Below are 12,223 nucleotides of genomic sequence, written 5' to 3' on the forward strand. Positions count from 1 at the left end.
AGCGTGTTTTTTGTGTTAAAAATGGTCTTTCCAGGCTCTTAATGCAGTGAATACCGCTTGTTCGCTGGTCAGGATATCAAGCAGCTTATGTTCCATCGCCATACTGACCGTGGCTTCGTCAGTACGTAAGAAAACATTGATTTCCTTTTCGTTTTTGAGACTGTTTGGTACGGTTGGTAATCCGCGTTGACGCAGTTTTGCAGTATGTTCAATATGTTTTTTGAGCACTTTGTTTTGTGGTTCTACGGCATAGCAAAACATTAAATTTGCTTGGGTATATTCGTGGGCGGGGTAGACTAAAATATTTTCATCTAAGGCTTTAATGCGTTGTAATGACGCGAACAGCTCTGCTGCGCTACCATCTAGGGTCCGACCACAACCACCAGAGAATAACGTATCACCAGAGAACAACATCGTTTGGTTGTAGTAAACAACATGCTCGCGCTTGTGTCCCGGAGTCGCCATGACGGTTAATGCTAAACTATCATTAAGTAAGCTTAACTGGCTATTTTCAGTGACTAAGGTCACGGGTGCATCGACATCGATAGCGATTGATGAATATACTTGCACGGGATGCGACGTTGCGTTAAGAATGTCACTAATACCATCGATATGGTCAAAGTGGTGATGGGTAATTAAAATCGCATCAAGGATTAAATGCTGCTGGTCAATGACTTGTAATACAGCGTCGGCTTGGCCGGGATCTACGATACAGCAGTGATTATTTTCAGTATTTTTGATCAACCAGACATAATTGTCGTTAAATGTTGGTATAGAAATGACTTCAAGCATTGCATCGATCTCTTTATGGGATTATCTTTAATTATATATAAAACAAAATTTTAGCGGATATTGTCGTGTTAATAAAACCTGCACAGCATCAACATGAGATAACAATTCCCCATTCTTGGAATGATCTGCCAATGGGAGCGTGGCTTGCTAGCCAGATTCAGGATCGTCTTGATGTCTGGTGCCCCAAAATATTTGGTTATCATCTACTAAAATTAGGCTCGTTAAGTGGTGAGCTTAATTGTTTTGGCAGCAGTATACAACATCAGGTCACAGCAACGTCAGAGTTAGGTATGGGCGGGCTGTTTATTGATCCTGCTCATCTGCCTTTTCAGGAAAACTGTATTGATGCCTGTATCTTGACGCAATCATTGGATTTTTCTGCCGACCCTCACCAAGTATTACGCGAGGTAGAGCGGGTATTAACCGCGGATGGTTACTTGATTCTAAGTGGTTATAATCCGCTGTCACTGTGTGGCTTAGTGAAATTATTTGGGGTCAAGCGTAATCACCCACCTTGGTCGGGGAGAATGTTTACCCCTGCGCGGATTAAAGATTGGTTAGAATTATTGGGGTTTGAAGTTATTCAAGATGACCGTTTTGCCTTTACGACTTTCCTCGGCAAGAAGCCATTAACCTGGTGGTCTGAAAGTCTCGGCCAAATGCATTTCCCTTCTTTTTCATCGGTCTACTTTATTGTGGCTCGCAAACGCCGAGCGCCAATATCACCGGTCAAGAATTGGTGGCAAGTGCGCCATGCTAAACGCCGTTTTATACCCACGGGCGCCACCCAAAAATTGCCGCATAAGCCTTCTTAGTTTGACTTGATCTGATTTAGCTATGTTATCAGGTGAATCACAGGCTAATTCATATTAGAATAGCGACAGTTTAATTGAAGTGGTGAAATTTATGTCTTTAGACAATGTAGAGTTAATGCAGGGCGCTGGTCGTGTAATCGTTTTTGATACCGAAACAACGGGTATGAATGATGGCGCGGGTGGCATTCATGTTGGTCACCGAGTGATTGAGATTGGTTGTATTGAATTAATCAATCGCCGCCCAACGGGTCGTACTTACCATGTTTATATCAAGCCTGATCGTTTGGTTGATCCAGAGGCGATCGCGGTACACGGTATTACCGATGCGTTTTTACAAGATAAGCCTAGCTTCTCAAGTATTGCTAACGAGTTTATTGCCTTCATTGATGGTGCAGAACTCGTCGCCCACAACGCCTCGTTTGATACTAGCTTTATTGATCATGAATTTAGGTTGTTAAATAAAGGCCTACCAGCAACTAAAGAAATTTGTAAAGTGACCGATACATTAGCTATCGCGAAGAAACTTTTTCCGGGTAAACGAAATAACTTAGACGCACTCTGTAATCGTTACGGTATTGATAATACTCATCGTACCCTGCATGGCGCGTTACTGGATGCGGAGATCTTGGCAGACGTTTATCTGTATATGACAGGTGGCCAAACTAAACTGAATTTATCGCAAGATAGCGCGCATGGACAAGGTAGTGGTGTGCGCCGAGTTGCAGCAAGCCGCGCGCCATTGAAAGTGGTGCACGCAACAGATGATGAATTGAAAGCACATGATGAACGACTTGGCATCGTCGGTAATCCGTTGTGGCAAGTACACTAAATAAAAACAAGGAAACGCATGCGTAATATTTGGTTGTTATTGGCACTTATTGGTGCCGTTAGCGTTAGTACCTTTGCATCAGCTAAAAGTGTTGATCAAGCGAATATTTATCAGACCAGTGATATCAAGTTGTTGGATAATCGCTTTCGAGTTGATCATGGCATTGAGCAAATTACGTTTATTATTGCGCGTGAACGTTTTTCTAAAGCGGTTATTTTAGTACGTCCGGATGGCAGTAAAGTCTATATTTGGGATAAATCAGACAAAGTTCATTGGATTGAAGGTGAGGAGTACGACATCATCACCATTGAAGAACCGATGGCTGGGCCTTGGCAAGCCATTGGTAAAATACGTGGTGATAACCGTATTCAATTGTTGTCTGACATCGAATTGCAAGTTAATCGCTTACCGATTCAATTATACAGTGGCGAACGTTTGAAAGTCAGTGGCGAATTGTTACATTCGCAAGACCGCTTAACGGCAAGCTATTTACGTGATGCAGAATTGATTATGACCGCTTATGGTTATAATCGCAGTGAAGATGAAAATTTTAATTTTACTTCTCAAGAACTAGCTAAATTTAATGATAAAGGCGTGTCTTATGATGAAATACCTGAAGATGGTCTTTTCACCGCGTTTTTACAACTTGATTTAGAAACCGGTAAATATAAATTTGAAGTTGCGGTAAAAAACCACGCTTTTGCCCGCAGTTTTAACCAAGACGTTATCCTCTTTCCTAAACCAATCAAAACGCAGATGCTGCCGTTGCTGGTGGGTGAAGACCCACAGTTAAAACTGACTTACGATACTGATGAATTAAAACCCGAGAGTATCGTGATTAAAGGACGTTTGCTATCGGTTAATCGCGGTCAAAGTACTGACTTTATCATCTATGGTGAAGCGGATATGGTAGAGCAAATTCATACTTTTGAACGACCTGGCGACATTGATAGTTATAGCATTGACTTGATGTTATTTGCTACCACCCAAGCAGGGCGTGAAATCATTATTAACTTGCCGCCAGAAGCATTTGTGATTCCAAAGCCGATTGTTATTGATAGTGCATTGATTCCAGCAGCAATCGTTTCTCAAGCTGAGACGACAGAAACCAGCATGACGTTATTAGAAGATACCGAGAGTGACTGGAATTTAGTATTATGGGTTGTTGGTAGCTTACTCGCTTTACTGGTTTTAGCGGTGGCCGCATTATTTGCTATTAAGTTTTGGCAAAAACGTAAATTTGAAAAAGTAATATCAAACCAAATAGATGGTGATATCACTTCATCGATGCCATTAGACAGCGGTGATGGGTCAAATAAGATGACAGATTTAGACCTTAATTCATTAGATAAATAGTTTGATATTTAAACAATTAAGTCATGTGTGGTGTTTGTGCTGTATAGGGCTCGCATTCCGGATTATTTAATTACTGTTTTGCGATTAATACTTGTTTAAAAATTGTAATGCAATTAAAGTCGATGTTAATTAAGATAACCTTTATTTTTAAAGGTTATCTGACTGACCTTCATATCCGATGGTCAGGTTTAAATAGTCAACTTCTCAAATTAAGGTTAAAAATTATGGCGATTCAACGCACTTTTTCTATTGTTAAGCCAGATGCAGTAAGAAAAAATCTAATTGGTGCTATTTACTCACGTATAGAATCTGCTGGTTTAAGTGTTGTTGCAGCAAAAATGCTTCATCTTACGCGTGAACAGGCTGAAGGTTTTTATGCTGAGCACGAAGGTAAAGTATTCTTCGAACCGTTGATGGAATTTATGACTTCTGGTCCTATCATGGTGCAAGTATTAGAAGGTGAAAATGCGATCACTTTCTACCGTGAATTAATGGGTGCGACTAACCCTGAAAATGCCGCTGCGGGTACGTTACGTTGTGACTATGCTGAGAGCATGCGTTTTAATGCGGTACACGGTTCTGATAGTGAAGAATCTGCTGCACGTGAAATAGCTTACTTCTTTACTGAAAACGAAGTATGCCCACGCTAATCAACTAGCGTAACGGGTTGTAAAGCAGTGGTGTAGTGATACGCGATTGATTTACTGCCCGGTTTTATCATTACTTTCTATTTATGTATCTCTTTATTCCTCTATTACTCTTCTATTTGTTATTAACCCACATGGCTACACACCCTGCTTAAATACGATATTTAGCCTTAATTGTTTGTTCTTGTTGCCGATTCCTTATTGTGGGGAATAACGCTTAATAAATTATTTTGTTTAATTCGGCTAATGCGCTAGCGTCTGGGCGTTAAACTTTGTACAATCCCGCGCCCTGAAACCTCAATTTTAGCATCGTCTTTTTTATCCCGGTATTCTTAAAATATTGTTTAAAATTGAGTCTTAAATTGTTTCAAACCGAATAAAATACATTATAGAGGCTCACTTCATGAGTAATAAAAAAATTAATCTATTAGACTTAGATCGCAAAGCGATGCGCCAATATTTTGCTGACATTGGTGAAAAACCATTCCGTGCCGATCAAGTGATGAAATGGATCTATCATGAAGGCTGTGATGACATTAATGAAATGACTAACTTGAATAAAAAATTACGTGAAAAATTATTACGTGAAACGGTTATTCAAGCACCTGAAATCAGCCAAGAGCAGCGCAGTGAAGATGGTACGATCAAGTGGGCATTAAAAGTTGATGGTCAAGAATATGAAACGGTTTATATTCCTGATGGTGACCGTGCAACACTTTGTGTATCGTCACAAGTAGGTTGTGCACTTGAATGTACATTCTGCTCGACTGCGCAGCAAGGTTTTAACCGTAATTTACGAGTATCAGAAATTATTGGTCAAGTATGGCGTGCAACGCAAGTTATCGGCTTTAATAATAAGAAACGTGCAATCACTAACGTTGTGATGATGGGTATGGGTGAACCACTCCTTAACATGACAAACTTAGTGCCAGCATTAAACTTGATGTTAGATGATTACGGTTTTGGTCTATCAAAACGTCGTGTAACAGTCTCTACATCTGGTGTTGTACCTGCACTCGATAAATTAGGTGACTTAATCGATGTTGCATTAGCGGTATCATTACACGCGTCAAATGATGAACTACGTAACGAGCTTGTACCAATCAATAAAAAGTACAATATTGAAACGTTATTAGCCTCTGTTAAGAGCTACATCAGCAAATCAAATGCTAATCGTCAGAAAGTAACCATAGAGTATGTGTTACTTGATCATGTAAATGATTCGACTGACCAAGCACATGAATTAGCGGCATTATTAAAAGATACGCCGTGTAAAATTAACTTGATCCCATTCAACCCATTCCCAGGTAGTGGTTATGGCAAGCCAAGTAATAGCCGTATCGATCGCTTTAATAAAGTGTTGATGACGTATCCAAATACCGTGACGATTCGTAAAACGCGTGGTGACGATATTGACGCTGCTTGTGGTCAATTAGCGGGTGATGTAATCGACAGAACGAAGAGAACATTAAAAAAACGGATGCAAGGTGAAGAGATTTCAGTCAAGATGAGTGACTAATACTTTTGACTAGATGGATTTAGGCATGAAAAGTTTTGCTGTAGTAGGATTGATGGTAGTCGCGCTGGCTGGATGTAGCACACAAAGTTACATTGAAACCAGCGCTGGTTTAAGTGAAAACTCGGTTGATAAGATGTCCGCGGCCCGAAGCCGTTTAACCTTAGCGTTAAAGTACATTGAAATTGAAAAGTATCAAGAAGCGAAAATAAATCTTGATAGAGCCGTTAGTTATGCACCTGACAATGCCGATATTTACTTAGCTTATGCCTATTACTATCAGAAGGTAAAAGAGCATTCGCAAGCCGAGACCGCCTATTTGTATGCACTCGACCTTGCCCCTGATGATGGTAATATACACAATAATTTTGGGGTGTTCCTGTGTGGCGTTGCGCGATACGATGAAGCTGAAACTGAATTTTTAGCTGCGATCGCGTCACCGAGTTATAATCAGATTGCGAATAGTTATGAAAATGCGGGTCGATGCGCGCTTGAAAACGGTGATAAGACACAAGCGCTCACCTATTTACAATCATCTCTCGCGTATGCACCGCAAAACTTAGACGTACGGTTATCTATTGCTGAGTTAAGTTATACATTGGCCGACTTTGCAGTCGCCAAACAACAATTAATAAAGTATGAATCAGTCAGTAAGGCAACCGCACGCAGTCTTTGGTTGGGTTTTAAAATTGCCGACAAACAGCAAGAATCGGCCGTTGCCGAAGTTTATAGTCGCCAATTATTAGCCCAATTCCCATTAGCTTTCCAAACACAAAAATATATATCAAATGACTATTGATTTAGAAACCTTAAAAGATCCCGATAAAACTGCTGAATTGCAGGACAATATCGACGTGGTGACTGCAGGCCAAATATTGCAAGATGCGCGTATTGCATCCGGTATCAGTGTGCAAGAGGTCAGTAATAATATTCACCTTAAGCTCTCTGTTATTAACAATATTGAACAAAGTGTTTGTGATAAGCATATCTCACCGACATTCATGCGTGGCTACATTCGTTGCTATGCTCGCTTTCTTAAAATATCCGAAGACGAAGTGATTGCTGCGTATGATTGCCAGAATGTGGTATGCGAGCAACAAGCTGAATTACAGAGCTTTTCCCGTCGAACTAAATTAGAAGCGCACGATAACCGTTTAATGCTGGTCAGTTACGGTATTATTGGTTTTATGCTGATCGTATTTTTAATTTGGGGATTACGTGGCGATGATGTTGATGTTGTCGTGCCAGAGCCTATCGCAACACAAGTCGCCGTCGCGCCTGACTCTACGGTTGCGAGTGACGTTGTTATTACAAGTGAAGAATCAACCCCTATACTTGTTAGCCCTGAGCAAGTTGTTATCGAGCCAACCTCGGTAACGGAAACGCTTGCTGTAAAGCCAGAACAGCCGCTTGTGGTAACACAACCTGCCGTGGCTAGTCCCGTTATTACGAATACCGTTAATAATAAACCCGCTATTGTTGCTCAGTCATTGGTACTGACATTCGCGGGTGATTGCTGGATACAAGTTAAAGATAGTAGCGGCAAAACATTATCGACAGGTGTTAGAAAAGCCGGTCAGACAATTGAATTACAAGGTTTAGCACCATTATCAATCAAACTCGGCGCTCCAGAGCAAGTAACACTGAGTTATGCCGGTGAGCCAGTAGATTTATCAACCTTTAAACAAGGTCGTCTTGCTAAATTTAAATTACCTTTTGAAGCTTAATTAACGAGTTATAAATATGCATCAGGAAAGCCCAATTATTCGCCGCCAATCGAAACAGATTATGGTTGGCAACGTGCCCGTCGGTGGAAATGCACCGATTGCAGTACAGTCAATGACAAATACGTTGACGACGGATGTGGCTGCAACCGTTGCACAGATCCAAGCATTAGAAGCAGTTGGTGCTGATATTGTGCGTGTGTCTGTGCCGACGATGGATGCGGCAGAAGCATTTAAACTAATTAAACAACAAGTGAACGTGCCGCTCGTGGCTGATATTCATTTCGACTACCGTATTGCCCTTAAAGTGGCAGAGTACGGCGTAGATTGCTTACGTATCAATCCAGGTAATATTGGTAACGAAAGTCGTATTCGTTCTGTGGTTGATTGTGCAAAAGACATGAATATTCCGATCCGTATCGGTGTAAACGGTGGTTCATTAGAGCGTGAGATCCAAGAGAAATATGGCGAGCCTACTCCGGCTGCATTAGTTGAATCAGCAATGCGTCACGTTGATATTCTACAGCGTTTGAACTTTGATCAGTTTAAAGTCAGTGTTAAAGCATCGGATGTATTTCTGGCGGTAGAATCTTATCGTCAGTTGGCGAAACTGATCGAACAGCCTCTGCATTTAGGTATTACTGAAGCCGGTGGTTTCAGAAGTGGTGCGGTTAAGTCTGCTGTTGGTTTAGGCATGCTGCTTGCTGAAGGTATCGGTGATACCATACGTATTTCATTAGCTGCTGATCCGGTTGAAGAAATTCGCGTTGGTTTTGATATTCTAAAATCATTACGTATTCGTAGCCGTGGTATTAACTTTATTGCTTGTCCGACTTGTTCACGTCAAGAGTTTGATGTGATCAGTACCGTGAATGCATTAGAAGAACGTTTAGAAGACATTATTATCCCAATGGATGTGTCTATCATCGGTTGTGTGGTCAATGGACCGGGTGAAGCGGAAGCGGCTCAAATCGGTGTGACGGGCGGCAGCAATAAGAGCGGTTACTACCTTGATGGCAAACGTCAGAAAGAACGCTTTGATAATAACGATATGATTGATCAGCTTGAGGCTAAAATTCGCGCAAAAGCAGCGATGATGGATCCTGAAAATATCATCGTAACTGACGCAAAAGCGTAATTTTACCCATAAAGGTGTTGAAATGAGGATAAATATCCGACTAACACCTTTGAATATTTTACCTCGACGTAGAAACTCCTTATAATCTGGGGTTATATGTCTTTTTTAATTTTCGAGAGTGACCGTGGCTAAACCTATCCAAGCAATTCGTGGCATGAATGATTGCTTACCAGAACAAACGCCGGTATGGCAAAAAGTAGAATCAGTATTACGTGATACTGTTGCAGCCTATGGCTACTCTGAAATTCGTATGCCAATCGTTGAATCTACGCATTTATTTAAGCGTGCGATTGGTGAAGTGACAGACGTTGTTGAAAAAGAAATGTACACGTTTGAAGACCGTAACGGTGATAGCCTTACATTACGTCCTGAAGGCACTGCATCAACAGTACGTGCTGGTATTCAAAATGGTTTGCTTTACAACCAAGAGCGCCGTATGTGGTATATCGGTCCGATGTTCCGTCACGAGCGTCCACAAAAAGGTCGTTACCGTCAATTCCACCAATTTGGTGTAGAAATTTTTGGTCTGAAAGGCGCGGACACCGATGCAGAAGTTATTTTATTAACAGCGCGTCTGTGGAAATTACTTGGTATCGATCAACACGTGACATTACAGCTGAACTCACTGGGTTCTTCTGAAGAACGTATCGCCCACAAAGAAGCACTCATTGCGTTTTTGGAAGGCTTTAAAGACGAACTTGATGAAGAAAGTCAACGTCGTATGTACACTAACCCGTTGCGTGTACTTGATAGCAAAAATCCGAGCGTACAAGCGTTATTGGCTGATGCACCAAGTCTTACTGATTATTATGGTGAAGAAACTAAAGCGCATTTTAGCGGTCTATGTAAGATATTAGATATTGCGGGCGTTAAATACCAAGTGAATGATCGTTTAGTTCGCGGCCTGGATTATTACAATTACACTGTATTTGAGTGGGTAACAGAAAGCTTAGGCGCGCAAGGTACTGTGTGTGGCGGCGGTCGTTATGATGGCTTAGTTGAACAACTGGGTGGCAAAGCAACACCGGCAGTTGGTTTTGCACTGGGTATTGAACGTTTAGTATTATTATTAGAAACATTAGAGTTAACTGCTGATATTGCTGGTGCTGTTGATGTTTATATCGCGGCATTAGGCGAAGGCGCTGATGTTCACGGTATGTTATTAGCGGAACAGTTACGCGACCAAATGCCATCAGCGAAAGTGATGATGCATAACGGCGGCGGTAATTTTAAGAAACAACTTAAACGTGCAGACCAAAATGGCGCTAAAATTGCACTTATTTTGGGTGGCGACGAAATCGAAAACAAACAAGTGACAGTGAAAGATCTGACTGGTAAAACAGAGCAACAGACTATCGCAGTAACTGAGTTAGTGAATCTATTAACAACGCTATTAAACAAATAATAACAAGTAATTATTACGGTTTAATTGTGTATAAAAATTAAGGGTGAGACGTGGAAGGTTACGCTACTGAAGAACAACAAGTTGAAGCGCTGAAATCATGGTGGAAATCCAATGGTAGTGCAGTTATTTTTGGTACTGTACTAGGCCTTGCTGGCTTAGTGGGTTTTCGTTATTACAACGCGAGCCAGTTAACAGGACAAGAAGAGCTGTCAGCTGCTTATGATACTGTTGTAACTGAATTATCTGAAAATGGACTTGCAGCGAAAGCGACAACTCAAACGTTTATTGATGCCAACAGCGGCAATGCTTACGCAACATTAACAGCATTACAACTTGCTGCTGAAGCAGTTAAAAAACAAGATTTTGCTGAAGCTGAAAAACAACTTAGCTGGGTAGCTAAAAACAGCAACCAAGCGAGTATCTTACCAATTGCGAATATTCGTTTAGCGCGTGTTCAAGCACAACTACAAAACTTTGATGCTGCACTGGCAACATTAGAGAAAGTAACGTTAGATACCTTTGCAAGTAAAACGGCTGAAGTTAAAGGTGATATCTATGTGCAACAAGGTGATTTAAATGCCGCGCGTAGTGCATATGAAACCGCACTTGCTGGTGTTGGTGCTAATACGCAGTTATTACAACTGAAGCTTGATGACCTTGCTATTGTCGACGTTGCAGATGATCTTGATGCTGAAATCGCGGGTGAGTTGAATGGCCAATAAGCTGAAAGTAATTACAACAGCTGCGGTGCTTTCAGTATTTTTACAAGGTTGCTCTTTATTTAGTGATGACGAGGACGTGTATTCTCCACTGCCTGTTATCCAAGCTAAATTTACGCCTGAAGTAGAATGGCGTAAGAGCATCGGTTCTGGTGTTGGTGAGTATTACTCACAGACTCGAACTTTGCTTGCAAATGATCAACTTTTTGCTGCGAGTCGCGCTGGTATCGTTAAAGCCTTAGATCCTATTTCTGGTGACGTTATTTGGCAACAAGATTTAGCGGATCAAGCAGTCTTTAACCGTTTTGATGACAGTGATAATGCATTACTTTCTGGTGGCATTGCCGCTGGTTACGGCATGGTGTTCGTTGGTAGTGAAAATGCAGTATTATTTGCATTAAACGATAAAACTGGTGAAGTGATCTGGCAGATTGAAACTGACGGCGAAGTGATCGCGAGTCCTGTGGTTGATGAAGGTCTGGTTATTATCCAAACGGGCAGTGGTAGTCTTGTTGGTTTTGACGTTCAGACGGGTGAACAACGTTGGATCCAAAGCTCAGAACTACCTGCTTTGACATTACGTGGTAATAATTCACCAATCACCACCAATGGAGCAGCGATTTATGGTCGCAGTGATGGTAAACTAGCGGCAGTATTTATTGCTAATGGTCGATTGATCTGGGAAGTAAGTGTTGCAAAGCCAAAAGGCGCGAATGACATTGACCGTTTAGTTGATGTGAATGGCCAAGCGGTAGCACGTGGCACAGATGTTTATACGTCTGCGTTTAACGGTGAGCTAATGGCTGTTGAATTGCGTTCTGGTAAGGTACTTTGGAAGCGTGCTTATGCGTCAGTAAAAGATCTTACCGTTGCTGGTTTTGAACTATTCTTAACCGATACCGAAGGTCGTATTCATGCAATAGACCGTCGTAATGGTTTGACCTTATGGTCACAGAATCGTTTAGCATTGCGGGGTGTAACAGCACCGGTTGTTTCAGGCGACAATATTGTTGTCGGAGACAAAGAAGGCTACTTGCACTGGCTAGATCGTAAGACTGGCAAGTTAGTAGCACAACAGTTAATTGATAGTGATGGACTATTTTCTAAAGCGTTGAATTCAGATGAATATCTCTATGTTCAAAGTCGCAGTGGTGACTTGGTTGCTGTAAAGAAACCAATTTAACTGATTAGATAGAATACCATCAAACTAATTTTATTGCGCCGAGAGGCGCATTTTGTCCTTTTAAATAAGTGACTTTATTTTACTAGAGCCGTATTGAGG

Annotated in this window: 12 protein-coding genes; 11 read left to right on the forward strand and 1 reads right to left on the reverse strand. The window is 41.3% G+C overall.

The features are described from left to right. Positions 1-15: 15 nt before the first annotated feature. The gene (gene gloB / locus A923_RS0118935; protein ID WP_017223269.1) at positions 16-792 is read right to left on the reverse strand and encodes a hydroxyacylglutathione hydrolase; all 777 of its coding nucleotides are present in this window, start codon (positions 790-792) and stop codon (positions 16-18) included. Positions 793-857: 65 nt separating this feature from the next. Here gloB and A923_RS22370 point away from each other — a divergent pair, with 65 nt between their 5' ends. The 11 genes from A923_RS22370 (at position 858) to bamB (ending at position 12,124) form a co-directional block, all read left to right on the forward strand. Then, positions 858-1,607 carry a class I SAM-dependent methyltransferase gene (locus tag A923_RS22370; protein ID WP_237716245.1) on the forward strand — a complete coding sequence of 250 codons (750 nt, stop codon included), beginning with the start codon at positions 858-860 and terminating at the stop codon, positions 1,605-1,607. Positions 1,608-1,698: 91 nt separating this feature from the next. After that, a complete protein-coding gene (dnaQ, locus tag A923_RS0118945; RefSeq protein WP_017223271.1) occupies positions 1,699-2,436 on the forward strand; it encodes a DNA polymerase III subunit epsilon in 738 nt (245 codons plus the stop codon). 18 nt (positions 2,437-2,454) lie between these two features. Then, the gene (locus A923_RS0118950) at positions 2,455-3,792 is read left to right on the forward strand and encodes a TIGR03503 family protein (protein ID WP_017223272.1); all 1,338 of its coding nucleotides are present in this window, start codon (positions 2,455-2,457) and stop codon (positions 3,790-3,792) included. Positions 3,793-4,016: 224 nt separating this feature from the next. Further along, a complete protein-coding gene (gene ndk / locus A923_RS0118955) occupies positions 4,017-4,442 on the forward strand; it encodes a nucleoside-diphosphate kinase (protein WP_017223273.1) in 426 nt (141 codons plus the stop codon). 400 nt (positions 4,443-4,842) lie between these two features. Further along, complete coding sequence (gene rlmN / locus A923_RS0118960) at positions 4,843-5,958, forward strand: dual-specificity RNA methyltransferase RlmN (RefSeq protein WP_017223274.1); 1,116 nt, start codon at positions 4,843-4,845, stop codon at positions 5,956-5,958. Positions 5,959-5,983: 25 nt separating this feature from the next. Next, positions 5,984-6,754, forward strand: a complete 771-nt coding sequence (gene pilW, locus A923_RS0118965) for a type IV pilus biogenesis/stability protein PilW (protein WP_017223275.1) — start codon at positions 5,984-5,986, stop codon at positions 6,752-6,754. Beyond that, positions 6,744-7,682, forward strand: a complete 939-nt coding sequence (locus A923_RS0118970; protein ID WP_017223276.1) for a RodZ domain-containing protein — start codon at positions 6,744-6,746, stop codon at positions 7,680-7,682. Before pilW ends, A923_RS0118970 begins: the two co-directional genes overlap by 11 nt. 16 nt (positions 7,683-7,698) lie before the next feature. After that, complete coding sequence (gene ispG / locus A923_RS0118975; RefSeq protein ID WP_017223277.1) at positions 7,699-8,817, forward strand: flavodoxin-dependent (E)-4-hydroxy-3-methylbut-2-enyl-diphosphate synthase; 1,119 nt, start codon at positions 7,699-7,701, stop codon at positions 8,815-8,817. Between the two features lie 124 nt (positions 8,818-8,941). After that, positions 8,942-10,222 (forward strand): histidine--tRNA ligase, encoded by a 1,281-nt coding sequence (gene hisS, locus A923_RS0118980; protein ID WP_017223278.1) that lies wholly within the window; start codon positions 8,942-8,944, stop codon positions 10,220-10,222. Positions 10,223-10,272: 50 nt separating this feature from the next. Continuing rightward, positions 10,273-10,944 carry a YfgM family protein gene (locus A923_RS0118985; protein WP_017223279.1) on the forward strand — a complete coding sequence of 224 codons (672 nt, stop codon included), beginning with the start codon at positions 10,273-10,275 and terminating at the stop codon, positions 10,942-10,944. After that, entirely contained in the window at positions 10,934-12,124 is a 1,191-nt protein-coding gene (gene bamB, locus A923_RS0118990; RefSeq protein WP_017223280.1) for an outer membrane protein assembly factor BamB, read from the forward strand. Before A923_RS0118985 ends, bamB begins: the two co-directional genes overlap by 11 nt. The last annotated feature ends 99 nt before the right edge of the window (positions 12,125-12,223 follow it).

It is taken from the genome of Moritella dasanensis ArB 0140 (assembly GCF_000276805.1).
Lineage (GTDB): Bacteria > Pseudomonadota > Gammaproteobacteria > Enterobacterales > Moritellaceae > Moritella > Moritella dasanensis.